Source organism: Rhodococcus sp. AD45-ID, assembly GCF_003023755.1.
GTDB lineage: Bacteria > Actinomycetota > Actinomycetes > Mycobacteriales > Mycobacteriaceae > Rhodococcus_F > Rhodococcus_F globerula.
In genome coordinates this window covers 2618158-2642014 of sequence record NZ_PYHL01000001.1, presented here as the reverse complement: position 1 = coordinate 2642014, position 23857 = coordinate 2618158, and the positions used below count along the sequence as shown (strand labels likewise).

The following is a 23857-nucleotide window of genomic DNA, read 5'->3' as shown; positions in this document are numbered from 1 at the left end:
ATTAGGGTACGAGCACTGCGCGTCCGGTGACCTTGCCGTGCTCGAGACGATCGAGTGCGTCGCGGGCATCAGCGAGGTCGAAGCGGGCCACTTCTACCGTTACCAGACCGGCCTGCGCCAGGGCGATGGAATCGACGAGGTCGTTTCTGGTGCCGCCATACGACTTCCGGACCGATGCACCCCACGGCCAGCCAGGTCCGCCGGCAGCCTCTGCGGTGATTCCGGGGTTTCCACCACCGAGGCCGACCATTCGGTAAGCGCCGTTGGGCGCAACGGATTCGACAGACATCTGCGCCGTGGCATCAATACCGACGAAGTCGAAGATGACTTCTGCGCCTCGGGCCGACGTGAGGTCCAGGATCTGTCGCGCGGTGTCCGGCCCTGATTCGAGGGTGATGTCGGCCCCACAACGCTTCGCCAGGTCCAGTTGATCCTGGCCGACGTCGACGGCAATGATGCGCACTGCACTGACTGCCCGAAGTATCTGTACTGCAACATGCCCGAGTCCGCCGACTCCGATCACCACAGCGGTGGCGCCGGGCTGCAGATGCTCACGAGCGCCACGGATGGCGTGGTAGCTGGTCAGCGCTGCGTCGGCGAGTGGTGCGGCCTGGAGAAAGTCGAGATCTCCGATGGGGACAAAGGAGCGGGCCGGGATTTTCACGTACTCGGCCATACCGCCTTCGGGACCGAGCCCGGGACAGGGAGGCATTGCGGTTCGTCCGGCAGCGAGGCACATGTTCTCGTTGCCGCTCATGCATTCTCGGCACTGTCCACAGGACCAGCACAGGTAGACGACGCCACGCTCTCCGACGGAACGGCCGTCGACGCCACTCCCGACGGCTTCGATCGTTCCGGCAATTTCGTGGCCGATTGTCAGCGGTTCTTCGCGCATCTTGTACGGAAAGTGCAGCAGGTGCAGGTCGGAGTGGCAGATTCCCGCTGCGCCCACCCGAATCAGCAGTTCCGACGGACCGATCTCGGGGATCGGCACGTCGTTGATCTCGAGGAGACCAGGCCCCATGAGCTGAGCTGCCTTCATGAACTGACCTCGCTGATCTCGGAGTTGTACGCAGCGCTCAGGTAGGCGTTGCTGCGGTCGGACCCGATCAGGCCCGGTGCCATTTTGTTCATGACGTACGCGAAGGTCATCCGTCGGTCCAGATCATTGACGAGCATCGAGCCGCCGATGCCGGCCCACCAGCACGCGCGTCCGCCTGGAACGAGTGGTGCGGTATCCGGGTGCGGCAGTCCGTAGCCGATACCGAACTTGAGGGGAGTCATGATCCCGAGGTCGATACCATCGGCTTGGACTTCGAAGATCAGATCGATAGTGCTCTGCGAGAGCAACTTCTGGCCGTCGAGTTCACCGCCACACGAAATCAGAGATTGAACTCGTGCAATCGAACGTGCGTTTCCGTGGCCGTTGACCCCGCCGATTTCGGCTTCGCGCCAGGGTGCGGTATTGACCTCGGGGTAGTCGAGCAAGGGGCAGGTCAGGGTCTTGATGAAGATGCTGTCCTGGTCGAGCGTGGACAGATCGAATTCCAGCGCCGGCGGCGGAACAAGAGTTGCGATTCGGCCGAAATGCTCTGCGGACGTGCCGATGTGGAAGTCGGCGCCCAGCGGGCCGGCAAGCTCTTCGGCAAAGAACCTGCCAAGGGTCCGCCCGTCGATGCGTCGGATGACTTCGCTGATCAGATGTCCGTAGTTGATCGCGTGATAGCCCGACGCCGTACCTGGCGTCCACCACGGCGCCTGGGTGGCGAGGCGGGCGGTGGACGTCTCGAGGTCGTAGATATCCTTCAGTTCGATCGGGCGCTCCCAGCCCGAGACTCCCGACGTGTGCGACAGCAGGTGACGAACTTCGATGTCTTCCTTGCCGTTTGCCGCAAACTCGGGCCAGTAGTGGGCGACCTTCTGGTAGACGTCCAGTTGTCCGCGTTCGACAAGAAGCAACGCGGACAGTGCTGCCATGGTCTTGGTGATGGAGAAGGTGTTCACAATGGTGTCGGAACCCCAAGGAGTGGTGCGGGATTCGTCGGTGTATCCACCCCAGATGTCCACGACGGATTCTCCGTCGACGGTGATGGCGATGGAACCGCCCAGTTCCTCACCGGACGCCAGTTGCGCTTCGAAGGCGTTGTAGACGGCCTCGAACTCGCTGTTGCAGTGGCCATTTACCAGGCTCATATGCGATCCGCCTTCTCGAGTTCGTGTGCTGCGGCACGCGGCGCGACGGGGAGCTTGTTCCCGGAAGCCTCGGCGCGCTTGGTGCCCTTGGCGATTTCCTTGTTCATGTTGCGGACGTAGGGATCGAACTCGAGCTGAATGGTGTGGCGAGGAGACTTGTAATAGGGGGCGAGGAAGTACGCCTCGTCGGCCTTGGTGATCTCCTGCATTTCGCTGGGGGTTGGCAGTTGGTATTTACCGGTCAGGTAGGCCGCGACGAGCTTGCTCTGCTGTTCGGCGAAGTTGACGAGTGTCGGCATGGGCTGAGCCAGTCCCATGAAGAAGAGGTTGTCGATTCCGGGCTTCATCATTCGCTTGAAGAGCGGGAATCGATTGTCTTTGTCCGGCAGAAGATTCGGATCGCTGAAGAAGGGGAAGCTGATGTTGTAACCGGTTGCGCAGATGACTACGTCGACGTCCTCAGCAGTGCCGTCCGCGAAATGAACCTGCTTGCCATCGAGTTTGGTGATCGCCGGCTTGAAGGTGATGTCGCCGGACCCGGCGCGTCCCAGGAACTCGCCACTGGCCGACGGATGGGCCTCGAAGGGGCGGTGGTCTGGCTTGGGCAGTCCGTAGCCCTCCATGGTTCCCAGGTTCTTTCCGAGGAATCGGCGACTCAGGAACAGGCGCAGACCGCGGGGCATCCAGGGCGGGGTGATCAATTTGTCTCCGGGCACTCCGCCCAGGTATTTCGGCAACACCCACACGCCGCGGCGCGCCGAGACGATGAGTTTGTCAGCGAGGTATCGCTGCCCCAGTTCGGACGCAATGTCCAAGCCGGAGTTGCCCATTCCGACCACGACAACCTTCTTGCCGCGCATGTCGATCGGATCGAACGGGTCGTTGTAGCTGTGACTGTGCATCAGGACGCCGTCGAACTCGCCCGGGTAGTCCGGGATGTTGGGGTCCCAGTGGTGGCCGTTGCAGACCATCAGTACGTCATAGGTGCGGACTTCGCCGTCTGAGCGCGTAATGGTCCAGAGTCCGTTTGCATCACGTTCTGCTGCAACAACACTGGTGTTGAAGATGATCGACTCGCGCAAGCCGAAATGCTCGACGTAGTCCTTGAAGTACTGGAAAAGTTCGGAGTGGTGCGGGAAATCGGGTAGGTCCGCGGAGACGGGAAAGTCCTCGAATGCCAATCGCCACTTGGAGGTGTCGATGTGCAGGCTCTGGTAGCAGGCCGACATGCCGTTGGGGTTCTTGTAGTACCAGTTTCCGCCGACCTCGTCGGATGCTTCGTAGCAGTCGAAGGGTATTCCGAATTCCTTCATTCGCTTGGCCGTCGTGATTCCGGTCGGTCCGGCGCCGATGATGCAGACTCTCGGCAAATTCGTGGGGCTCATACGCCATCGCTTTCTGTTCTGATCCGGGCATCGAGACGAAGAGTCGAAGCCCGGAAAGTGACTTGAGTCATAGTGCATCATTGGCTGACGTTGTGTCAATGAGTGACGCAATGTTGCTCGATGACGATGAGTCGGCGATTTGCCAGATTGCGCAAAGTGAACGAAGGTAGTTGATGTGAGCACGGCAACGGATGGTCGAAAAGGCAAGCGGGGCACCCTGCGGGACGAGCAGAAGCGCGCGACGCGGGCCAAACTCGTGGACGCTGCTCGCATTTTGTTCGAAGAACGCGGGTACGCGGCAGTAACGGTCGACGACATCGCCTCGGCTGTTGGATGCAGTAGAGCCACGTTTTACGTGCATTTCCCCAGCAAGGTGGCGATGCTGAAGACCATCGGCGAGGCCGGTATGGCCGCCAGTGCGTTCACTTTCTACATTGATCTCGACCGTGTGCTCGACACACATTCGCGCGCGGAATTCACCGCGTGGTTGGAGCGGGCATTCGACTGGTTCGATGAGAACAAGAGGCTGCTGCCGGCATGGGACGAGGCGGTAGCACTCGAGCCGGAATTCCGGATCACTGCGCGTGACGGGATGACACAGCTGCCGAATGCGATGCCGAAATATCTCGAGCGGTGGCCGTCCGATCAGCGCGACGAGGCTCGGCTGCGCGTCGAACTGCTGGTCAGCCAACTCGAGCGCTTCTTCACCCGCTGGGCGGTTCAGGGAACCATCGACGTGACCCGGGTTCAGGCAGCGGAGGTCCTGACCGATATTTGGTTCCCGGCCCTGTTGCCGGGGTCGAAGAGCCGCGACGAGCAGTAGACGAGCAGTAGTGGCCTGTCGCTAGTTCGGGTCGATCTCCACTCTGATTGTGCCGGTGAGAAGTTCTCCGGCTGGGCTCGGCGCTTCTCGGCCTGGATCGGATTGTTCGTCACGGAAGCCGCCTGAAGCGGCCTTGAACATTGTCGTGAAGAGTTGGACCGGCGGACAGGAGAAGGTGCACAAGTTCGGCTTGGCGGTGCGTGCCGGTCTTGTCGAAGATGTGCTGAAGGTGGGTCCTGACTGTGGTGATCGAGACGGAGAAATTCTCGGCAATCAGCTCCATCCTGTCGCCCTGTGCTAGGCGCAGGGCGACTTCCGACTCGGTGCCGGTGAGTGCGTACAACTCGCGCAATGCGGTTGTGTCCAAATCGGTTTCGCGATCCGGGTCGTCGATCACGATGAGTGCGGCGGCTCGCGCTTCGCCCAGTCCGACCGTGCCGATTCCGGCGATGTCCGCGGCGAGAGGAACTACATGAACGGCATAGTCGCAGCGCCCGGAAAGGCGAGGGCAGGAAAGTGTGCCGCCGCGAGGAACCCGGTTATCGTGTGAGTCCGTCGCGAGGTACATGAGGTCTCGGAGTTTTCGATCGGTACGAGCGAGCGACGCTCCAATGGACCCATGCTGACCGAGATGTAGGCCGTCACCGGAAGCGAGGATTGTCTCAGCTCTGGAGTTGAGCCGCATAATCCGACCATCCAGTCCGATGATCACGATACCGCGCTCGACCTGCTCGAGTGCGGTAGAGAGAGCGCATTCGCCCTGCTTGAGGTGTACGAGTTTCGCTTCGGTGTGAATCGCCTGTTGTAGGTGCGGAACCAACCGCCTGATCAGTCTGAGTCGATCAGGGGTTCCGAACGGCTCCGAGTCCCTGGATGCGGCAATCCCCAGCCACGCACTGGAATTGCCTCCGGTCAGACGGACGAACAGGCCATCGCCGAAGCGGTTGGGGCGGCACCAGTCGGCATAGAACTCCGTGTTCGTGTTGGGGAGGATCAGTTCGGTCCCCGTGTGGATATGGCCGATCGGAGACTTCTCCACGGCTTCTGCCACATAGTCGAGCCGACCGTAATAGGCGTTGTAGGTCGATAGCGCGGAAGGATCTTTACCTATCTGCTTTACCATCACGTCGGATTTCCGGTTGGTCGGTCCCGAGGTCAGCAGGCCGCAACCGACACCGTCGAAGGCTCGCACAAAATCGGCAAGCGTCGAATTCCAGTGTTCAGGATCGACGGCCGATGCGTAGATCGCGGCCACGAGCCGGGAGAATTCGTCAACTGTGATCATCGACCACCCCTGTGGGGTCAGGTGTGCGGCGTCGCGCGTGTCCATTCGATTATCGCGGATCTCATCTGTTTGCACGAGGACAAAGCCGACAGCGAGTGATGTGCTGGTGGTGGATCCCGAACCCGGATTCGATCACGATGCCCGACCGGGGGCGCTGACAGATCAACCTGCGACCCGAAACTCCAAGGAGATCACGATCACTCTCCTGGTCGAGTCAGTCGAAACCGCTCCGCACACTCCGAGCTAGGCAGGTTGAAATGAATAGTCCAAGTCCAGCACTATCAGGGCCACTCATGGATCAGTGCGATGTTTGCATCGTCGGCGCCGGGATCGCGGGACTGAATGCTGCAGCGGTCGCTTCACAGTATCTATCGCGCGACCACAAGATCATTCTCATCGACCGACGCCACCGGCCCGGCGGGATGTGGAGCGACACCTACCCTTACATTCGGTTGCACCAGCCCCACCCACTGTTCACCGCCGGAAACATCAAGTGGACCTTGGGCCAAGAGAGATCGTATTTGGCGACCAAGCCCGAGGTTCTCGATCACTTCACGCATTGCCTCGACGTCATCAAGAAACGCGTTCAAGTCATCGAGTACTTCGGGTGGACAGTCGATTCCCACGCTGAGTCGGCGGATGGCAATCGCATCACTGCGCAATCGGAAACAGGACAACGCCTTGCGATCGCCGCAACGCGCGTCATCAAAGCGAATGGCTTCGGGGTCAACCCAAACGAACCGCTGTCGGTATCGAGTGAACAGATCCACTCTGTATCGCCGGATTTCTTCGACATCCGAAGCGAGGAGATGCATGCAAGCGATACGCCGATCTGGATCGTCGGCGGCGGAAAAACGGCAATGGATACCGCCTACGCAGCGGTAACCGAATACCCGGGCAGGGAAGTCAACGTCATCGCCGGGGCCGGAACGTACTTCATCAACAGGGACGACATGTTTCCCAACGGTGCCCGACGATTGTGGAAGGGAACGCTACCAACCCGCATGTTCAATGAGATCGCGCTTCGATTCGATGGCACAAACGAGGACGAGGTCAGGGACTGGTTTCAGGCAACCCACGGACTGGAACCGATCCAGCCATCACGACGATTCTTCAACGGACTGCTCTCGGAATCGGAGGCCGCGACGATCTCGTCCGGACTTAACACTGTCGACATGGAGTACTTTGACGACGCGATCGACCAGCCCGACGGACTCGAAATCCTATATCGCAGTGGAGAAACGAGGCTCATACAGCCCGGGAGCTGGCTGGTGAACTGCTCGGGTTATCTTCTCCGGAATGACACTGAATACGAACCCTATATTTCGACTTACGGTACGACATTGTCGATCAATACGCGGTCAGTGACGATTGGATTCTCATCGTTCGCCAGCTACTTTCTGACCCACCTGTTGTTCCTCGGCAAGCTCGACGAGGCACCACTCTACGAGCTCGATGGTGAAGATCTGGCCCGCAAGTCCAGAGAGACCTTGATCTGGACAGCACTTACGCTTGGTCAGTACAACCTCAGCCTCATCTTCGACGCCGTCCCGAACAAGGTCTTCCTGAACTGCGGTCTCAACTTCGATCGTTGGTACCCCATTCCGCGCAGGATGCTTGAAACTCTCCGATTCATGCGGACGCATCACAAGGACCGGGAACACCATCGGCAGACACTTGGCGCCGTTCGTGAGCGCTTTGACGTCAGATGCGGACCACTTTGATATCCGAGCACGTCGCAGTCGCGGTTCACCGATAGTACTTCGGGCGTCGGGATGCTGCAGAAATGCTGCTCATGACGTCCTCCCAGACGTCCATGACCGCTGATTCGGTTGGGGGCGGTTCGTATCGCTTCGAAGGCGAGGCGATCGGAGGCCGCGTCAGGTAGGTGGTGTGGGAACTGGACCCGTGGGTGTCGAACACCGTGCTCGGCGACCACCTCGCGCAACGCGTCGTCGACGTCCTTTGCCATCCGGGTGGCGTCGCCGCAGACGTACACGTGGGCGCCCTTTTCTAGCCAGGCAAGCAACTCCCGGCCCTGCTCGCGCATACGAGTCTGGACGTAGATCTTCTCGGACTGATCACGCGAGAGGGCCAGATCCAGGCGCGTCAGTACGCCGTCGCGGGTCAGTCCGTTCAGTTCGTCCTCGTAGATGAAGTCACTCGACTGATGCTGATCACCGAAGAAGTACTCGAACAGCGCCCGCGCTGCGGGGGAGATGCCGCCTGCCTGGGAAAACGACACCTGGCTGCCCGGCAATGGTTCGTCTGGGCAGATATGACGGCATGTATCCGTCAGGGCAAGGCGTCGCTGCTTCGCTGAAGCGACACCCGAATGGGATCAGATTACTGAGTGAAGCCTTAGTCAAGCTTCATCGATGTGAAATTCATCGTTGCAGGTCAGAGGGTTGCTTTGTAGGCCAGTGAGTAGGCGATCTTGCCCGGCTTCTCATCCGAGTACGGCTTCGACAGCTTGGCGAACTCGCCCTTCGATTCCGCTTTCCCGTCATTCCAGGCGGTCAGTACGCCAAGATCGCTGGCGGTGAAACCGCTGTCGACGACGGCGTTACCGGGCAATGCAGTCTGAGCCTGTGACACGGACTTGACGGTGCTGAGGTAGCTGGTGAGATCGTTGTTGTTCCAGCCGCTCAGATCGACCGGCGAGGCGTCGCGAACCCAGGCACCCCAGTAGAACTCCTGGAACGGGATCGAGCCGGGCGCAAAGCCGATGTCGCGGGCGAAGTACAGGAGGCTGCGGTACTTGTCGTCGGCGAAGTTGGCCAGGCCGACGCCCTTAGGCAATGACTGCACCGAAACCTGGTTGCCGTCGACGTCGCGCGTCCACACCCACTTGTTCTTCTCCATCTCGGCCCAGAATGCCGACTCGCTCAGGTTGCTGAGGTTGCCGAGCACTCGCAGTCGAACGTGCATGTCAGGGCCGCCGTCCGGTGTTTCGTAGAACGACGTGAGGGTGTGGTGTCCGTCGGTGAGGTAGAGCTCGCCGCGTGGCCCGACCACAACTGTCTTCATGGGCGCGATGCTCTCGGCGGTTTCCGAGCCGACCGGTTGTGCGCAGGTGAAGGATGCCGGATCCTTCAGTGATGATGTCTCCGAGGCTGTTTCGGCCTCAATTTGACCGTTGGCTTCGCACCAGTCGTCGAACTTCTTGTTGATCTTGTCTTTTCCGAGTGTGTATCGACCGAGTTTGTAGTACACCTCGTCGTATCCGAGGGAAGGCTGCGTGGCGTGTACGTCGCCGATGCGTACGTCGAGAAGGTCACCTTCCTGCGCACACAGGTACTCCGAACCGCCGGCCGAGCCGGAGAATGAACCAGTCGAGATACCGCCACACGCGAGCGGAGCGGCGACGGCGGGTGTGCCGGCCAATGTTCCGGTGCCGAGAAGCGCCAGCGTAGTGAGAGCCGAGATAGCGGAACGACGCATGTAGGGAAGTCTCCTGAGGATGTGGTCACACGTGAAGAAGCTTGCGCCACAATCGCTCAGAAGTGTTTCGGGCATACTGCCAACAGGCGACCGCACGGTGGCCGCCACGTGAATTCACGTAGCGGCCACCGTTGAGAGTGCCTGTGGTGTCAGCTCTTGTAGTTGTAGAAGCCCTCGCCGACTGCGATGCCGAGCTTGCCTTCGTCGATGTAGTTCTTCTTGATGTAGTCAGCGAATTCGCGCTGCTTCTCGCCGCCCTGGGAGGAAATGTTGTAGACGGTGGTCAGCCCGACGACATCCATGATCTGGAAGGGCCCGAACGGGGCCCCGGTGCCGATACGCCAAGTCTTGTCGACCATGTCGGGATCGGCAATGCCGTCGATCAGTAGGTCGGAGGCAGCATTGAGGAGCGGGACCAGGAGGGAGTTGAGTACGTAACCTGCCTTCTCCTTCTTGAGCTCGATCGGCACCATGCCGATGTTCTTCGCGAACTCGACAACCTCTCGGTACACGGCGGGGTCGGTGGACTCGGTGCCCATGACCTCGGCAGTGTTGTTGACCCACACGTGATTTGCGAAGTGCAGAGCCAGGAACTTCTCGGGGCGACCAGTGAACTCCTTGAGATCGCTCGGCAGGAGCGTCGAGGAGTTGGTCGCAAACACCGTGTGTTCCGGAGCTACTGCAGCGAGCTTCTCGTACGTATCGCGCTTGATGCCGATGTCTTCGGGAATCGCCTCGATGACCAGATCGGCCTTGGCCACGGCTTCGGCGAGATCGTGCGAGTACGTAATACGTTGCAGCGCTTCGTCAGCCTTGCCTTCGGCAGCGCCCTTGACGTTCTCCGCCTTGTAGGCGGCGGCCAACGATGCAAACCGGGCCTTGGCCTTGTCGATGACCTCCGCGTTGATGTCGTACGCGACCACGTCGAATCCGTGGTACGCGGTCTGATAGGCGATCTGCGAGCCGAGAACCCCGGTACCCAGAACGGTGATCTGCTTCAGTTCAGACATTGTGATCCTCAATCCTTTTCGGTGGGTAGTCCGGCAAGCGTCAATCGGACCTGTGCGGCAACGATGTTCGTGAGTTCGTCAGCCGTGATCCGGTCCAAGGCCGCGCGGGCTATCTCGAAATGCAGCACGTTCGAAATTGTTCGAGCTGCGGTGGTGGTGTGGGCGGTGTGGTCGGGATGAGCCTCGGCCAAGATCGCTGCAATCCGCGCTTGCAGGCGCTGCGACAGTTCCAGGCCTTCGGCCCGGAAACATTCGGTCGGCTCGCCGAACAACACTTCTCGTTGATAGATGCCGGTGTTCTCGTCGTTTCGGCGGCTGGCGATCAGCAGCGGTGAAACAAGCTCGAGTACACGGGTTTCCGTGTCCGTCGACTTGGCTTCACGTTCTTCTCCCAGTTCGATCTGCTTCCGAAACTCCGCGTTGTAGACCATGAGCAGTAGCTCGGCTTTGCTTGCGGCGTAACGAAAGAGGGTGCCGCCGGCTACATCGGCGCGGTCGGCGATTTCTTGTGTTGTGACCGCGCTGTAGCCCTTTTCTGCGAACAGTTCGGCTGCGGCTTCAAAGATGCGTGTCTGTTTCTCGAGTTTGTTGCGTTCGCGACGACCCAACTCGTGGTCTGGCTTCGTCATCCCGCTCACCTCGTTTCATTTCGGATCACGCTCATAAATGAGTCTACTCCGAAATGTTTCGAGTGGTTGTCTACCTCGTCACATCACTGCAGGCCGGCAACCCATCGCGCAAAGATGTCGCTGAAAACATCGTCCTCACACGCGTGCGCGGTGTCCGGGAAAGCGCAGTCCGGGAATCCCGAGACAATGTCGGTCAAGTCCACCCCGCAACATTGCGCCAGAAGTCCACGCAGCAGATCGGCCACCGACCAGTTTTCGGCAGCGGAGGCCAGGACACCTTCGTCCTCGTAGATGTTCACGAGATCGCCGTGATGCCAGGACATCTCCTCTGCGACTAGGGCATCGGGGTTGAATTCCATCGCGCGGTCGAGTGCTTCGCGCAGCATGAAGTGCGGATCTTCCTGTCCGCGAAGGAGAATCGCGATATCGGCCGGTGCTTTCTGCATGATGAACATCCAGGGTTTGCCGTCTGGAAAGGTTCCGCCGAATCCGGCGACGTGAAACGGCAGATGGCTACTCAGGAAGTCGGCTTCGACGTCGACGTGCTGATCGTCGCCGAGGTGAATGAAGTGACCCGACGCGATCTCTTCACTCTTCGCTTCGTCGGCCCACGTGTTGTTCCACAGATCCGTCATCCGACTGCCGTCGGGGAAATCGAGAAGTTCGAACAGGAATCCCATGGCTACGCCTCCCCGTCGAAATGCGAGCTCGTCCGACCACTGAGTCGGCTAACCGATTGAGCTGAGGTAGCGAGGACGACTCTGCTTGTCTCGAAGCCCATTTCATCGCGTTCGGAGTCCGATCCGGTCGCGTCTCCGGCAAGCGAGAATTCGAGTTCGACGCGCTGATCGGTGCTGGAGCGGACGGAGATCGTCAAGCCGAGGGTCTCGTCACTGAAAGTTGGCAGTGACAGCTCCGGGTGGAAGTCGGCCGCGGCGTGGAAGAAGAATGTCGACAGCCGTTCCACGAACCCGTCGTCGGCACGTCGGCTGAGGTACTGGTTGTATTCGTCGGGGCTGAGCAATCCTACGTCGAACACCAGGATCGGGGCCGCTGTGTCGAGCACCCGAGCCGGAACAGCGTGGCTGCGTAGGAAAACCGCGGCACCGCCGTAGCCGGGTAAGCGAAAACCTTCACGCATGTGGTGTGCTCCCGTCGATGCGATGTCCTACACACGGTAGGCCACCGGGCCGACAAGTGCTTTAGCTGTGCTCGTCATGGGCAGGCTGGTGTCACCAATTTGTAGATCTGCTCGGCTTGAGTCTGCGTCGCTTCCGTGCCGTCGTTCGCGGCGAGATCCCGGATCTCCTTGGTGACCTCTTGCTCGGTCGCACCGTCGGCGATGGCGTTGCACGAGCTGAACACAATTTCCTGGATGCTTTCGTCGTCGCGATCCTGAGAGAGATCCGCGTAGGCGGTGCGGAAGGCCACAACAAATGCTGCCAGTTTTGCCTGGTCGATCATTCCCAGATCGGCGGTGGAGGTGACGGAGCTGATTTGAACGGTCGTAGATTCGGCAGTGTTGCTGGTTCTGGTTGCCGTCTCTGTGTTTGTGTCGTCATTGCCACAGGCGGGCAGGGACACGAGGGCACCCGCGACGATGAGTGCTGCGATCATTCGTTTCATGAGTTCTCCACCCGTCGGCCGTTCTCGCTGCATATCCCGCACATCGGTGAGCGAAACATGCCGCCTGACGGGTCGTCGAATTATTCTGGTGGACAATGTTTTTGGAAAGTCGATGTTCGCCGACGGGTGCTCGGATGGCAGGATCGATCCATGAGTGCTTACTTGTTTCCTCCGGTTGATCCGTACGAATCAGGGATGCTCGACACCTCGGACGGGCAAACCTTGTACTGGGAGAGCGTCGGGATATCTACGGGTGTTCCGGTTCTGTATCTCCACGGTGGGCCGGGTTCGGGGTGCACGCTCGGCGCCAGACGGTTCTTCGACCCCGATATTTTCCGCGCCGTCCTGTTCGATCAACGTGGTTGTGGGCGTAGCCGCCCGCTGGCGGACGGGCCCGACGTCGATCTCACGGTGAACACAACGGCCCACATCCTCGACGATATCGAGCGCCTGCGCGAGTATCTCGGTATCGAACGATGGATCGTCACCGGTCTTTCCTGGGGCGTCAGTTTGGGGCTGGTGTACGCGCAGGCCTTTCCCGAGCGTGTGATCGCGATGGTGTTGGGTGCGGTCACCGGTGGCACCAACACCGAAATCGAGTGGATCACCCGCGCCATGGGCAGAGTGTTCCCTCGCGAGTGGGAGGAGTTCATCGAGCCGGTGCCGATGGATGAACGTGACGGAAACCTTCCGGCGGCGTACGCGCGGTTGCTTGCGGATCCGAATCCTTTTGTGCGGGAAAATGCTGCGCTTCAGTGGTGCCGGTGGGAAGACGTACATGTATCGCTGATGCCAGGGTGGACTCCGAGTAAGCGATACGAAAATCCGGACTTCCGGCGGGTGTTCACCCGATTGGTGACGCACTTCTGGAGCCACGATTGCTTCCTCGTGCCCAATCAGATCATGGACGGAATGCATCGTCTCGCAGAGATACCGGCGATTCTCGTACATGGGCGCTACGACGTCTCCGGGCCGCTCGATACTGCCTGGGCGATTCACAAAAGCTGGCCGGGTAGTGAATTGGTGGTTCGGGGCGACGCCGGTCACGGCGGCGGTGGATTCAACGAGGCAATAGTGGAAGCGCTGAATGCGGTTGGCCGCTCCGCGTAGGGCACGTCATTTCCGGGCAGGTAATTTCCACTGAAGCCCGCTCGGGCAATAGTGTTCTCGGTTGTGGTGCTCAGTACGCGTTTCCCCGGTAGTAAGACCTTCGCGAAGGTTCGCGTTCTACCGCCAGTTGTGAAGCTACTGCTTCTGTCGATGGTGTTGTTCAACATCGGGTTCTACCTCGTTGTGCCCTTTCTCGCGGTACATCTCTCGGAAGATCTTGGCTTTGCGGCATGGATTGTCGGCCTGGTTCTCGGGCTACGCATGTTCAGTCAGCAGGGCATGTTCTTCATCGGCGGAAGCCTCGCCGACCGATTCGGTAAGCGTCCGATCATTCTGTTGGGCATCGCCGTTCGAGTAGTCGGTTTTTTGATGCTCGGATTGGCCGAGAGTATGGCCGCCGTGATTGTCGGAGTACTCCTGGTGGGATTTGCCGCTGCGCTCTTTGCTCCGGCGGTGGAGTCGGCCAACGCTGAATACGGTCGCGAACTCGAGTCCTCGGGCATCATGCGTCGTACCGATTTGTTTGCAGTGGAACAGATGTGCAGCCGACTGGGAACCGTGATCGGTCCGGCGCTCGGTGCTGCTCTGCTGGTGTTTCCGTTCTCGTGGACGGCGTCGGCGGCAGCCCTGTTGTTCGCGATTATGTGGGTGGGGTTCTTCGTCTGGTTTCCCCGTCCGGGCGACGCGCACGAGGGTCCGGTGTCGACTTATACGCTGCGCGACGTGTGGCGAAGTGTGTTGACCAACAAAAGCTTCCTGATCTTCGCCACCCTGTGCAGCTTTCAGTTGGTTGCCTACAGCCAGCTGTACCTGATGCTTCCCGAACAACTCGAGCGCGGAATCGGGTCCCAGTCTGCGCTCGGTTGGTTTTACGTGGGCGCGGCGATACTGGTGATAGTGGGGCAGGGGCCGACGGTTGCAGTGGCTCACCGCATTGGTCATCGCCGAGCGATCGCCTTCGGGCTGGTGCTGATTTCCGGTTCGTTCCTGGTGCCACTGGCTACCGGTGTGAGTACCGAGGCGTCGGCGTCGACGCAGATAGTCGGGCTGGCGCTCTGGATCGGACTGCTCCACTTGGGTCAGATGCTGATGGTGCCACCGATGCGCGACACCATCGCGATCCTCGGCCGTGAAAGCAATCTCGGGGCGCACTTCGGCATGCTCAACACGATCGGAGGGCTGCTTGCGCTGCTGGGAACGGTGGGAGTCGGCTTTGTGTACGACCTCGTCGACAACGGCCACGCAGCGCCGGCGTCACCGTGGGTGATCGTTTCGGTCTGTGTGGCCGTGTCAGCTGTGGCGTTGTGGGTGTGGTCAGGTCGAACGAAGGCTATCGAGCCGCGATCGTCTGATTGATCTTCGCGACGAAGTCTTCCAGGACAAACGGAATGGTGAGTGGATTCGGCATGGACACCGCATCACTGACGATGGGGTCCAAGCTGATCAGGCCACCGGACTTCACGACGTTCAAATTGGTGAACGCAGCCTGCGTCTCCATCTCGGGGCGAGCCTTCTCGTAGTTGTCGAAGAGTAGGTAGTCGCATTCGAGAAGGTCGTAGTTCTCGGCGGAGATCTCGTAGTTCAGCTTGCCCGCAAATCGCTCCTTCAGTGCGGCAGGCGCCGTGAACCCCAACTGAGTAAGCAGCTGAGCCCGTGCGGCCTCGGGGCTGAATGCGCGCAGATTGCCGTCGCTCCACCGAATGACGAGTGCTGCTGTCTTGCCTTCGAACTGAGGGTTCTCGGCGCGAGTGCGAGTGATCAGATCCTGGACGTCCTGCACCTCTTGCTTGGCCTGTGCGGGAACGCCCACGGCAGTACCGATACGGGTTGTCACTTCCTGCCAGGGCAGAACCCAATCGGTCTGATCGGCAGCGTGCAGCACCGTGGGTGCGATTGCACTGAGCTGCTTGTACAGGTCTTCGTCGATCGCGTTGTTGACCGCGATGATCAAGTCCGGAGCCGCAGCGATAATCGTCTCGATATCGAACTCGGTGGTGGCGTTGGCCAATGGTGTCGGCTCAGCGCCCTGAACGGCCGAGTCGGCCCAGACACCGATTCCGTCGTCGGTTGAGCCCTTCCACACCGGGACCAGGACGGGCGTCAGCCCGAGGGAAAGTAGGACATCGGCGTCACCGATACCGACAGCTGCGATACGACTGGGGGCCTGCTCGATTGTGGTGGACCCGAATTTGTGATCGATCGTGACAGGGAAGGCGCCCGGTTCGGCGTGGCCGCCCTCGGCGCTCGTAGTGGACTCGTCATTCGCACTGTCACCGCAGGCAGCAAGGACAAAACCTGCTGCAGTGGCGAAGGTGACCGACAACATGGCACGGCGGCTCAACATGGGATTCACAGCAATCTCGTCCTTCAGTTATTGGGGTACCCTAACCATAGACGAGAAACACCTGACAAAGCGTCGGTACCTCTCTTCTGGGATGCTTGCGCCATGAATTCGGAACATCGCCAACTCGAGTACGGACTTCGATTCGACTGGGGCCGAGCAGGTGCCGAAGCGATTGCTACTGGTGTTGACCTGGCCATTGTGGTTGATGTTCTCTCGTTCACGACGACTCTGAGCGTCGCCGCTGATGCAGGAATCGAGGTCTTTCCTTATTCCTGGTACGACGAGAGTGCGGCTGACTACGCTCGCGACGTCGACGCGGTTCTGGCTGTGCGACGGAGTGTGGCTTCTGAAGGCCAGATCAGTTTGTCTCCCAAGTCGATTCGCGATTCGGAACGTCCGCGACGGTTGGTATTGCCGTCGCCGAACGGGTCGACGATCGCGTTTGCGCTGGCGGCCATTGTTCCGGTTTGTGTGGGTGCTTCGTTGAGGAACGTATCTGCCGTTGCAGATTGGGTTGTGCACGAACACGGTTCGCGATCCCGGGTGGCGATCGTTGCGTCCGGAGAGAAGTGGCCTGGTGGAGAATTGCGTCCGGCGGTGGAAGATCTGTGGGGAGCGGGTGCTGTTATCGAGGCGTTGATCGAGGCCGGCTGGAACGGGTCCGTATCGCCGGAGTCTCGGATGGCAGCAGATGCATGGGCGGCGGTATCGGATTCGATCGAAGACCGCCTACGGGACTGCGCCTCCGGGCGCGAGTTGATTGTTCTCGGGTTTCCGCACGACGTCGCCATCGCCTCCGAACTCGACGACAGCGACACCGTACCTGTTCTCGAAGATCGTGTGTTTCGAGCTCAGCGCACCGGGCGACGGTTGAACAAACTACGCGCCCAGAGGTAGGAGAGGAAGGTGATCGCGACGCACCACGCGACTGCGAGAATTGCGTTGTTTCCGATCGCTTCGCCGAGAAGTAGTCCCCGGAGCGTTTCGATGATCGGAGTGAACGGCTGATACTCGGCGAACCATCGTAATACGGTTGGCATCGACTCGGTCGGCACGAATCCGCTTCCGAGGAAAGGCAAGAGGATCAACACCATTGGAAGATTGCTTGCCGTCTCGACGCTCTTGCTCACAAGTCCGAAGGCAACGGACAACCAGATCATGGCAATCGACACCAAGATGAGGAGCGCAAACGTGGCGACCCATTCGACAACGCCGGCGCTCGGCCGGAAGCCGACGGCGACGGCCACCGCGATGACAACAACGAGGCTTACTATCGTTTGAAGAAGACTGCCCAGAACGTGGCCAGTGAGAACAGAAGTGCGTGTGATTGCCATCGTGCGGAATCGTGCGATGATCCCCGCAGTCATGTCGGTGGCAACGGAGATGGCAGTACCCTGCGCAGCCGCGGCAACCGTCATCAGAATGATCGCCGGGGCAACATAATTGACGTATTCCGCCCGGCCGCCACCACCGCCGCCCGGGGTGAGGCCGTTCCCGAGTGTCCCGCCGAGAACGTAGACGAACAGCAACAGGAAGACGACCGGCATCCCGACCAGCATCACCGTCATCGACGGATATCGCACGATGTGGCGAATGCTGCGGCGCAGCATGGTTTTCGAGTCCTGGTAGGCAAGAGTTGCAGTAGTCATCGCGCGTCGGTCCTTTCGGTGGCGGTCAGCGTCAGGAACACGTCGTCCAGGTCCGGTGTGTGGACGGAGAGTTCCTTGACATCGATCGAGTGAGCGTCGAGTTGGTCGAGAACAGAGCGCAGTGACCTGACGCCGCCGTCGCTGGGAACTTGCAGAACATAAGCAGCCTCGTCACGCGAGGAGTGGTCGAGAATATCTGCAGCAGAGTCGAGTTGGACTCGGTCTGCGAAATGCAGGCGAATATGTCCGCCTGGGATGTGTCGTTTGAGTTCTGCAGCGGTTCCTTCGGCCACGATCCGGCCGTGGTCGAGTACGGCGATGTGGTCGGCCAGTTGGTCGGCTTCCTCGAGGTACTGCGTTGTGAGGAAGATGGTGACGCCGCCACTCACCAACTCGCGGATGATCTGCCACATCGAGCGTCGACTCCGAGGATCGAGGCCGGTGGTGGGCTCGTCCAGGAAGATGATCTCCGGCCGGCCGATCAATGTCATTGCAAGATCGAGCTTTCGGCGCATTCCACCCGAGTATGTCGATGCGAGCTTTCCGGCGGAGTCGACTAGATCGAACTTCTTCAGGAGATCGTCAGTGCGAGTGCGGCGTTCGTCTTTGCTCAGGTGATGAAGGTCGGCCATGAGGAGAAGGTTCTCCTCGCCGCTGAGATAGTCGTCCACCGCCGAGAATTGTCCGGTGACACCGATGCGCGCACGCACCGCGTCTGGATCGTCGGATGGGTTGTACCCCGCGATGCGGATGTTGCCGCCGTCCGCGGGAACAAGGGTCGAAAGGATTTCCACGATGGTGGTCTTGCCGGCGCCGTTTGGGCCGAGAAGCGCAAAGACGGTGCCACTGTCGACGGAAATGTCGATTCCGTCCAGTACCGTTTTGTCGGAGTAAGACTTTGTCAGGCCCGTTGCGGTGATAGCTGGTTTGCGGGTCATCAGCGTTCCTTTCGCTAGATTTTTGGAGGCTCCGAACGTCGAATGACGATGTCGCCGTAGCTGGTATGTGCGCGGACATCCACCCTGCGCTCGGTCGATGCCGGTCCGTGTGTGGTGTTCATCTGGTTGTCGACGCGGCCGAAGGAGGTATGGGCGTCGAATCGAGCGGCGGTTCCGGATCGAACGCCGATATGAATCTTCCCGGCAGCGGTTTTTGCGGAGACAACTCCACTCTCGATGCTGTCGAAGCGAATGTCCCCGTTGGCTGTTGCGGCAGTGGCATCAGATTCGGCGTGCTCCACGATAACGTCGCCGTTTGCCGTTTTTGCCTTGAGCGTGCCCGTAATCGCGCCGATGTTGTTGTCGCCATTGGAGTTCTTGATGACCGCGTTGCCGTCGATGCGGCGTATGCGGATGGTTCCTGATCCGGTGCTCGCATCGAGGTCGCCCACGACGTGCTCGACCGTGATTGTGCCTGCGCCGGTGCTGATGTCGAGTGGTCCGGTGGTGTCGAGTGCGCATTCCCCGCTCGAGAGTTTCACGCGAGATCTTCCCAGTGTGCCGGTGGCGTGGAGGCTTGCGACTGCCGCGGTGCCCTCGAGTTCCGAGCCGGAGGGAAGTTGAACGGAGACGTCGACAGATCCGGTTTTGCCGAAGATGCCGAGTCCACGCTGTTTCGGCGTCTTGATCTGGAGTCGTCCACCAGCGAATTCGACGCGAGTCTGTTCGGCGACGCGGATGTCGGCGTCGTGAGATGAGTTGGTGGGCAGTACTTCCACGATGGTGTCGTCACGGTCGCTTGCGCTGATCCGGATATGTCCGACAGTTACGTCGATGCTCGCGATGATGGGGTCTGGTGTGCTGAATACAGGCATGGTGATACTCCCGATGATGTTGTCTTCGGTTGGTGAAAGGGGTTGGTGCGAGAAGAGAGTCTGGTGTCAGTGCACCCAGCCGGTGAAGCTCTCGGAACCTCGGGACGGTTGTTGCCTCGGCGTGTTTCGGCTCGGATTGCCTTCCAGTGCGGCCGCAGCCGAGCGGACCAGCCACGCGTTGACCGATATCCCGGCCTCTCGGGCAGCTGCCTCCACCCGGTCCTTGAGTTCTTGACCCAGGCGCAGGTTTATTCGAGTCATCGCCGCGTCGTCGGACTCCGTGATGGCGCGTGGAACTGGCGTCGGTTGCTCTTCGACGTCTGCCGGAGTCGGTTCGCTGAGGGCGGGTGTCACAACGAATTCTGGTTCGCGTCCCCGGAGGCGGAGATCCACCGAGCCTGGTGCGAGGTCGCGAGTGATTTCTGCTGCCGCCGCGGACAACGCGTCGAGGAGAGTGAGTCGCACTGCTGATTCCAGCGGTGCGGTCAAACGTTCGGCGAGTGCCTTTGCGTTTTCTCCGCCGGCTTCGGCAGCCACCGCGAGTTCGTGGCGAAGGTTGTCGACGTACGGTGTCAAGTCCATGGCACCACTATGGCACCACTTTGATGCCATGGCAATAGGCATGTGGCACACATTGTGATGCGTCAGGACATCGCAGGCACTTTTTCGGACTTTTCCGACTGATTTCGAATAACTATTCTATTCGAACAGGATTTCGATTACGGTTGGGGAATGTTCGATCCGGGGGTGGGAAGTTTCGGTATCTCAGCAGAGCTGAGTGGTACCGAAACCGATTGCGCCCTCGTTGATTTGATGGCCCAGTTACAGTCGTGTGAAGCGATGTTGGTCGAGCGGAAACTGGCCGTGGTGGCGGAGTTCTTCACCCGCCGCAGCGCTGAGCATGTCGAGGGCGATACCTGGACGTCGTCGGCGCACGAGTTGGCCGAATCCGAGGTCGGTGCGGTGTTGACGATGGGCCGTGCTGCTGCTGGAAAGCTCATCGGGTTGGGTTTTGCTTTGAAGACGCGGTTGCATCGCACGCGGGCGGCGATGGCCCGCGGCGAACTCGACTTCTACCGGGTCACGTTGATCGAATCCGCGACCGCGAATGTCAGTGACGAGCTGATCGACGAAGTAGAACGGCTCCTCCTAGAGCAGGTTCTCGCTCCACCCGTGGACGGCGGTACCGGTTTGACGGGTCGCCGGTTGACGGCGGCGATCGACCGGATCGTCGCCCGCGTCGATCCGGAGGGGATGCGGGAACGCCGCCGCCGGGCCCTGGCGGATCGGTTCGTGGGGGTCAGTGCCGCCGAGGACGGGATGGCCCGCATCTTGGGCAGTATCCCGGCGGAGCAGGCCCGCGCCTTTGACGGCCGGTTGCGGGAGTTGGCGATGTCGGTGTGTCGCCGTGATTCCCGTACGTATGAGCAGCGGCGCGCGGATGCGTTGGGCGCTTTGGTGAGTGGTTCGACGGTGTTGGTGTGCGACTGCGACCGCGGTGATTGCCCGCAGGACCGCAGTGGTTTGGTGATCATGCGCCGGCCGTTGGTCATGTCGTAGTACACGATTCCACCCTGAGTCCAGGATCGAACGAACCTGCACATCTCGACGGCTTTGGCGTGATCAGTGCCGAGCATGCCCGCGACATCGTGAAAGACGCAGACGTTCGGGAAGTGCGAGTACCGGAATCACCTGATCCCGCCTCGGCGACGGTGTACCGCCCCGGAGCGGCACTCGATGCGTGGCTGCGGGTCATCGCGGGAAGCTGCCAATGGCCGCACTGCGATGTCCCGGCCTGGAACTGCGACCTCGACCACAACGATCCGTTCAAGCACGCGGACCCTGCGAGCGGTGGGAAGACGGTTGCGTCGAATCTGAGCGCGTTGTGCCGCAACCATCACCGCCTCAAGCACTCCGGACGTTGGCAGCTCCACCCGAACCCGGATCGGAGCATCACTCTGACCTCGCAGACGGGCCATTGCTACCGCACCAGAGATGCCGGACTACTCGCGGGGATGCAGGAACCACCGCCACAGGAAGGCGGCAAACCGCGACGGACTCGTCTGGAAAACAAAGCTGCCCGCATCCGAGGTGAGCGGAAGCTCCGGCGTGTCAAGATTCAGCACCGCACAGCAACACACGCGGAACGGAAACGCCGCCGAACCTTCCCGATCTCCACACCCCGAAAGCGCGTGCCCCACAAAACCGTCGACTACGGCAACGACCCGCCGCCATTCTGAATCAAGCCATGGGAATTCTCAGCCGCCGACTCCGTCCCGGCAAGACAACAACAAGAGAACAATTGGAAGATGGATCACATGGCACACGTACAACGTTTCGACCACATCGGTATCACCGTCGCGGACCTCGACTCCGCAACGGCGTTCTTCGTCGGACTGGGTCTAGAGCTAGAGGGCACCGGGTCCGTGGAGGGTGAATTCGTGGAGACCGTCTGTGGCATCCCCGGCGCGCACTGTCAGATTGCAATGCTGCGGCCACCTGGCGAAGGGTCCCGGCTGGAGCTCTCGTCCTTCGTTACGCCCGATCACGTGCCCGGATCGCCAACGGCGATGGCCAACGAGCTTGGGCTGCGCAATGTGTCCTTCGAGGTCGGCGACCTCCAGGCGGCCGTCGACGCGGTGGCCGCAGACGGGTACGGCCTCATCGGCGGTATCGGAGAGTACGAGAACAGCGTGCGGATGGCCTACGTGCGTGGGCCAGAAGGGATCATCGTGTCCCTGTTCGAGCAGATCGGCTGACTGGCATGCGCCTGACCCACATAGTGCGGACATAACCTCTCGCTCAGCGATTGGATTCCGAGCGAGCTGGCACACTCGTCAGGGTGAGTCCTGCCGAACCGAACCGTCGACGTCGAATCCTGATCTGGATTGCCGGGGTCCTTGGCATCGTTGTTGTGGTCGGTGCCGTCGTTGTGGCATTCGCACCCTCGCGTTACTTGCCGTGGGATACTGCCGATTTCCCGGAAGTTGATGCGAGCAGACTCTCCTCGGATCAAGTGCGCGTACTCGAATTACTGCAGTCCGAGCATGAGCAGGACCGTCCAGGCACCTTCTACTCCGAGGGAATTGACGAGGAATGGTGCGCTGATTTTGTCAGCTGGATCATGCGAGAAGCCGGACGCCCGCTCTCCAATCCGAACTCCGGAAGTTGGCGTATTCCAGGTGTTTACACCCTCCAGGAGTATTACCAGGGAATTGACGCCTACGCCGAGAACGACGGCAGTTACACACCTGAAATCGGCGACGTCGTGATCTACGACAGTTCACGATGGTCCGGTCAGCACACCAATATTGTTGTATCCGTCGACGGAGACAAGGCAATCACCGTAGGTGGCAACGAGTTCGGGAAGGTTCGAGTACACGATTTGGATTGGGCATCCGATTCTGCGGTCGTTGGTTTCGGTCTCTTTACCCCCGATTCAACCTCGTAGTAGGGGTAGGGCTGAGATTCGTCTGCCGCCGCGCTGGCGTATTCGCCGTATTTATTGGCGCTGGTGGGAGCTGTTTTCCCATTCCCGACGCAAGTTCCTAAGGCTAACCTAATTAACATGACGCGACTTCTTTCTCCGACCACCACCGATCGTGACTACTGGGCGATCGTGAACAACCTGACCCGACGCGGATTCTTCGGCGTCGGAGCAGGCGTTGCCGCCGCTGCATTTCTAGCCGCTTGCAGCAGTTCAGAGGGTGCGACGACCGAAAACGCGGAGACCTTCGAGTTCACGCGCGGCGACGAGAAGCTGATCATTCCGACGGACCCGCAGAATGTGGTTGCTCTCGATCCGCGAGACGGCCTCGAACTCTCGATCCTCGCCGGATACCCGGTGACCGCCTACCCCGCCGGCGCCGCTGAACATCTCCGTCGTGAAGTTCCTGGTGCCACAGGCGTCGAGATCTTCGCCGAAGGTGCTTCGGATCCCAACTTCGAGTACATCTCGACCCTCGGTGCAGACCTTCTTGTCCTCAGTGCCGGGTGGTGGGACACCGGGTCGTACGGCAACGACCGGATGCAGCAGATCGCACCAGTCCTGCCCGTCGGCAAGGACTTCACCCCGGAGTGGCGAAAGGTCATGTCGGACTTCCTCACCGGCATCGGGCGCAGCGATCGCGCCGAAGAAGTACTCGCCGAGTACGACGCCCATGTGGCTCAGGTCCGCCCTACCGTCGAACCGCTGATGGCCGGCAAGAAGGTTGCCTTCGTTGCCGCCGCAGAGGATCAGATCGCGTGGTTCCAGAACGATTTCCGCACCGCCGTCGCCGAGGACCTGGGGTTCGAGGTGCTCCGTGAGGGCCCCGACCTTCGCGTGATGCTCGGGTCGGAGCAGTTCAACCGTCTCGAAGAAGCTGACGTCATCTTCGCCTTGGATCGCAGCGCCTCCGGCAGCGTGTACACCTCGCCCACATGGCAGCGACTGCCCGCCGCACAGGCCGGTCGAGTGATTCCCTTCGACTACTACAAGGCCGCGGGATACGCCTTGACCGCCAAGGTGCTGGTCGACGACTTGGCGGCCGGGGTCAAGCGCTAG

General features: G+C 60.3%; 25 protein-coding genes and 1 pseudogene. 10 read left to right on the top strand and 16 right to left on the bottom strand.

The genetic code is table 11. From position 1 onward, the window contains the following. Window position 1 precedes the first annotated feature (1 nt). Genes C7T36_RS12120 through C7T36_RS12110 form a run of 3 tightly spaced genes read right to left on the bottom strand, consistent with a single transcriptional unit; the run spans window position 2 to window position 3578 of the window. A complete protein-coding gene (locus tag C7T36_RS12120) occupies window positions 2–1042 on the bottom strand; it encodes an NAD(P)-dependent alcohol dehydrogenase (protein ID WP_045065629.1) in 1041 nt (346 codons plus the stop codon). Further along, window positions 1039–2193, bottom strand: a complete 1155-nt coding sequence (locus C7T36_RS12115; RefSeq protein ID WP_045065627.1) for an EstA family serine hydrolase — start codon at window positions 2191–2193, stop codon at window positions 1039–1041. Before C7T36_RS12115 ends, C7T36_RS12120 begins: the two co-directional genes overlap by 4 nt. After that, window positions 2190–3578, bottom strand: coding sequence for an NAD(P)/FAD-dependent oxidoreductase (locus tag C7T36_RS12110; protein WP_045065626.1), 1389 nt, complete (start codon window positions 3576–3578; stop codon window positions 2190–2192). The genes C7T36_RS12115 and C7T36_RS12110 overlap by 4 nt, the downstream gene beginning before the upstream one ends. A gap of 175 nt (window positions 3579–3753) precedes the next feature. On the opposite strand from C7T36_RS12110, the gene C7T36_RS12105 reads away from it, so the two are divergent. Continuing rightward, complete coding sequence (locus C7T36_RS12105) at window positions 3754–4401, top strand: TetR/AcrR family transcriptional regulator (RefSeq protein ID WP_045065624.1); 648 nt, start codon at window positions 3754–3756, stop codon at window positions 4399–4401. A 109-nt stretch (window positions 4402–4510) separates the two neighbouring features. On the opposite strand, the gene C7T36_RS12100 is transcribed toward C7T36_RS12105, so the two are convergent. Continuing rightward, complete coding sequence (locus tag C7T36_RS12100) at window positions 4511–5686, bottom strand: helix-turn-helix transcriptional regulator (protein ID WP_045066779.1); 1176 nt, start codon at window positions 5684–5686, stop codon at window positions 4511–4513. 293 nt (window positions 5687–5979) lie between these two features. On the opposite strand from C7T36_RS12100, the gene C7T36_RS12095 reads away from it, so the two are divergent. Then, window positions 5980–7410 (top strand): FAD-dependent oxidoreductase, encoded by a 1431-nt coding sequence (locus C7T36_RS12095; protein WP_106939717.1) that lies wholly within the window; start codon window positions 5980–5982, stop codon window positions 7408–7410. 197 nt (window positions 7411–7607) lie between these two features. Here the strand turns inward: C7T36_RS12095 and C7T36_RS12090 are convergent. The 7 genes and pseudogenes from C7T36_RS12090 to C7T36_RS12060 form a co-directional block, all read right to left on the bottom strand. Then, a pseudogene (locus C7T36_RS12090) lies at window positions 7608–7874 on the bottom strand (sulfite reductase subunit alpha); the annotation flags it as partial. A gap of 212 nt (window positions 7875–8086) precedes the next feature. Beyond that, window positions 8087–9130, bottom strand: a complete 1044-nt coding sequence (locus tag C7T36_RS12085) for a ParB/Srx family N-terminal domain-containing protein (protein ID WP_045065618.1) — start codon at window positions 9128–9130, stop codon at window positions 8087–8089. Window positions 9131–9279: 149 nt separating this feature from the next. Further along, window positions 9280–10140: a 3-hydroxyacyl-CoA dehydrogenase gene (locus tag C7T36_RS12080; protein ID WP_045065616.1), complete on the bottom strand. Its 861-nt coding sequence runs from the start codon at window positions 10138–10140 to the stop codon at window positions 9280–9282. Between the two features lie 8 nt (window positions 10141–10148). After that, on the bottom strand, window positions 10149–10769 hold the full coding sequence (locus C7T36_RS12075; protein WP_033233725.1) for a TetR/AcrR family transcriptional regulator: 621 nt from the start codon (window positions 10767–10769) through the stop codon (window positions 10149–10151). Window positions 10770–10852: 83 nt separating this feature from the next. Next, window positions 10853–11449 carry a hypothetical protein gene (locus C7T36_RS12070; protein ID WP_045065614.1) on the bottom strand — a complete coding sequence of 199 codons (597 nt, stop codon included), beginning with the start codon at window positions 11447–11449 and terminating at the stop codon, window positions 10853–10855. A gap of 2 nt (window positions 11450–11451) precedes the next feature. Further along, on the bottom strand, window positions 11452–11910 hold the full coding sequence (locus tag C7T36_RS12065; RefSeq protein WP_033233723.1) for a hypothetical protein: 459 nt from the start codon (window positions 11908–11910) through the stop codon (window positions 11452–11454). Between the two features lie 74 nt (window positions 11911–11984). Then, window positions 11985–12395 (bottom strand): hypothetical protein, encoded by a 411-nt coding sequence (locus C7T36_RS12060; protein WP_033233722.1) that lies wholly within the window; start codon window positions 12393–12395, stop codon window positions 11985–11987. A gap of 150 nt (window positions 12396–12545) precedes the next feature. Between C7T36_RS12060 and pip the strand changes: the two genes are divergently transcribed. Together pip and C7T36_RS12050 are read left to right on the top strand one after the other, a co-directional pair. After that, complete coding sequence (gene pip, locus C7T36_RS12055) at window positions 12546–13505, top strand: prolyl aminopeptidase (RefSeq protein ID WP_045066778.1); 960 nt, start codon at window positions 12546–12548, stop codon at window positions 13503–13505. A gap of 63 nt (window positions 13506–13568) precedes the next feature. Beyond that, window positions 13569–14861: an MFS transporter gene (locus C7T36_RS12050; protein ID WP_045066777.1), complete on the top strand. Its 1293-nt coding sequence runs from the start codon at window positions 13569–13571 to the stop codon at window positions 14859–14861. On the opposite strand, the gene C7T36_RS12045 is transcribed toward C7T36_RS12050, so the two are convergent. Then, complete coding sequence (locus tag C7T36_RS12045; protein WP_239654691.1) at window positions 14836–15849, bottom strand: ABC transporter substrate-binding protein; 1014 nt, start codon at window positions 15847–15849, stop codon at window positions 14836–14838. The two genes, C7T36_RS12050 and C7T36_RS12045, sit on opposite strands and share 26 nt — an antisense overlap. A gap of 102 nt (window positions 15850–15951) precedes the next feature. Between C7T36_RS12045 and C7T36_RS12040 the strand changes: the two genes are divergently transcribed. After that, window positions 15952–16746 carry a 2-phosphosulfolactate phosphatase gene (locus tag C7T36_RS12040; RefSeq protein ID WP_045065610.1) on the top strand — a complete coding sequence of 265 codons (795 nt, stop codon included), beginning with the start codon at window positions 15952–15954 and terminating at the stop codon, window positions 16744–16746. On the opposite strand, the gene C7T36_RS12035 is transcribed toward C7T36_RS12040, so the two are convergent. The 4 genes from C7T36_RS12035 to C7T36_RS12020 form a co-directional block, all read right to left on the bottom strand. Beyond that, window positions 16701–17498 carry an ABC transporter permease gene (locus C7T36_RS12035; protein WP_045065608.1) on the bottom strand — a complete coding sequence of 266 codons (798 nt, stop codon included), beginning with the start codon at window positions 17496–17498 and terminating at the stop codon, window positions 16701–16703. The genes C7T36_RS12040 and C7T36_RS12035 overlap by 46 nt on opposite strands. Next, on the bottom strand, window positions 17495–18436 hold the full coding sequence (locus C7T36_RS12030) for a daunorubicin resistance protein DrrA family ABC transporter ATP-binding protein (protein WP_045065606.1): 942 nt from the start codon (window positions 18434–18436) through the stop codon (window positions 17495–17497). Before C7T36_RS12030 ends, C7T36_RS12035 begins: the two co-directional genes overlap by 4 nt. A 14-nt stretch (window positions 18437–18450) precedes the next feature. Beyond that, entirely contained in the window at window positions 18451–19311 is an 861-nt protein-coding gene (locus tag C7T36_RS12025) for a DUF4097 family beta strand repeat-containing protein (RefSeq protein ID WP_033233717.1), read from the bottom strand. A gap of 66 nt (window positions 19312–19377) precedes the next feature. Next, the gene (locus C7T36_RS12020) at window positions 19378–19893 is read right to left on the bottom strand and encodes a toxin-antitoxin system HicB family antitoxin (protein ID WP_045065604.1); all 516 of its coding nucleotides are present in this window, start codon (window positions 19891–19893) and stop codon (window positions 19378–19380) included. Window positions 19894–20043: 150 nt separating this feature from the next. Between C7T36_RS12020 and C7T36_RS30525 the strand changes: the two genes are divergently transcribed. The 5 genes from C7T36_RS30525 to C7T36_RS12000 all read left to right on the top strand — a co-directional run bounded on the left by C7T36_RS30525 (window position 20044) and on the right by C7T36_RS12000 (window position 23857). Beyond that, the gene (locus C7T36_RS30525) at window positions 20044–20871 is read left to right on the top strand and encodes a DUF222 domain-containing protein (protein ID WP_239654647.1); all 828 of its coding nucleotides are present in this window, start codon (window positions 20044–20046) and stop codon (window positions 20869–20871) included. A 59-nt stretch (window positions 20872–20930) separates the two neighbouring features. Further along, a complete protein-coding gene (locus C7T36_RS30520) occupies window positions 20931–21551 on the top strand; it encodes an HNH endonuclease signature motif containing protein (RefSeq protein WP_239654646.1) in 621 nt (206 codons plus the stop codon). Between the two features lie 78 nt (window positions 21552–21629). Then, window positions 21630–22070, top strand: a complete 441-nt coding sequence (locus C7T36_RS12010; protein ID WP_033233714.1) for a VOC family protein — start codon at window positions 21630–21632, stop codon at window positions 22068–22070. Window positions 22071–22153: 83 nt separating this feature from the next. Continuing rightward, window positions 22154–22762 (top strand): CHAP domain-containing protein, encoded by a 609-nt coding sequence (locus C7T36_RS12005; RefSeq protein WP_172937116.1) that lies wholly within the window; start codon window positions 22154–22156, stop codon window positions 22760–22762. A 117-nt stretch (window positions 22763–22879) separates the two neighbouring features. Beyond that, a complete protein-coding gene (locus C7T36_RS12000; RefSeq protein WP_045065601.1) occupies window positions 22880–23857 on the top strand; it encodes an ABC transporter substrate-binding protein in 978 nt (325 codons plus the stop codon).

Bases quoted from the DNA above. Each gene is read 5' to 3' on its own strand.
- C7T36_RS12070 (WP_045065614.1), bottom strand. From the start codon at position 11,449: ATGGGATTCCTGTTCGAACTTCTCGATTTCCCCGACGGCAGTCGGATG.
- C7T36_RS12075 (WP_033233725.1), bottom strand. From the start codon at position 10,769: ATGACGAAGCCAGACCACGAGTTGGGTCGTCGCGAACGCAACAAACTC.
- C7T36_RS12010 (WP_033233714.1), top strand. From the start codon at position 21,630: ATGGCACACGTACAACGTTTCGACCACATCGGTATCACCGTCGCGGAC.
- C7T36_RS12060 (WP_033233722.1), bottom strand. From the start codon at position 12,395: ATGAAACGAATGATCGCAGCACTCATCGTCGCGGGTGCCCTCGTGTCC.
- C7T36_RS30525 (WP_239654647.1), top strand. From the start codon at position 20,044: ATGTTCGATCCGGGGGTGGGAAGTTTCGGTATCTCAGCAGAGCTGAGT.
- pip (WP_045066778.1), top strand. From the start codon at position 12,546: ATGAGTGCTTACTTGTTTCCTCCGGTTGATCCGTACGAATCAGGGATG.
- C7T36_RS12020 (WP_045065604.1), bottom strand. From the start codon at position 19,893: ATGGACTTGACACCGTACGTCGACAACCTTCGCCACGAACTCGCGGTG.
- C7T36_RS12100 (WP_045066779.1), bottom strand. From the start codon at position 5,686: ATGATCACAGTTGACGAATTCTCCCGGCTCGTGGCCGCGATCTACGCA.
- C7T36_RS12120 (WP_045065629.1), bottom strand. From the start codon at position 1,042: ATGAAGGCAGCTCAGCTCATGGGGCCTGGTCTCCTCGAGATCAACGAC.
- C7T36_RS12025 (WP_033233717.1), bottom strand. From the start codon at position 19,311: ATGCCTGTATTCAGCACACCAGACCCCATCATCGCGAGCATCGACGTA.
- C7T36_RS12065 (WP_033233723.1), bottom strand. From the start codon at position 11,910: ATGCGTGAAGGTTTTCGCTTACCCGGCTACGGCGGTGCCGCGGTTTTC.
- C7T36_RS12115 (WP_045065627.1), bottom strand. From the start codon at position 2,193: ATGAGCCTGGTAAATGGCCACTGCAACAGCGAGTTCGAGGCCGTCTAC.
- C7T36_RS12040 (WP_045065610.1), top strand. From the start codon at position 15,952: ATGAATTCGGAACATCGCCAACTCGAGTACGGACTTCGATTCGACTGG.
- C7T36_RS12110 (WP_045065626.1), bottom strand. From the start codon at position 3,578: ATGAGCCCCACGAATTTGCCGAGAGTCTGCATCATCGGCGCCGGACCG.
- C7T36_RS12035 (WP_045065608.1), bottom strand. From the start codon at position 17,498: ATGACTACTGCAACTCTTGCCTACCAGGACTCGAAAACCATGCTGCGC.
- C7T36_RS12080 (WP_045065616.1), bottom strand. From the start codon at position 10,140: ATGTCTGAACTGAAGCAGATCACCGTTCTGGGTACCGGGGTTCTCGGC.
- C7T36_RS12045 (WP_239654691.1), bottom strand. From the start codon at position 15,849: ATGTTGAGCCGCCGTGCCATGTTGTCGGTCACCTTCGCCACTGCAGCA.
- C7T36_RS12095 (WP_106939717.1), top strand. From the start codon at position 5,980: ATGGATCAGTGCGATGTTTGCATCGTCGGCGCCGGGATCGCGGGACTG.
- C7T36_RS12085 (WP_045065618.1), bottom strand. From the start codon at position 9,130: ATGCGTCGTTCCGCTATCTCGGCTCTCACTACGCTGGCGCTTCTCGGC.
- C7T36_RS12030 (WP_045065606.1), bottom strand. From the start codon at position 18,436: ATGACCCGCAAACCAGCTATCACCGCAACGGGCCTGACAAAGTCTTAC.
- C7T36_RS12000 (WP_045065601.1), top strand. From the start codon at position 22,880: ATGACGCGACTTCTTTCTCCGACCACCACCGATCGTGACTACTGGGCG.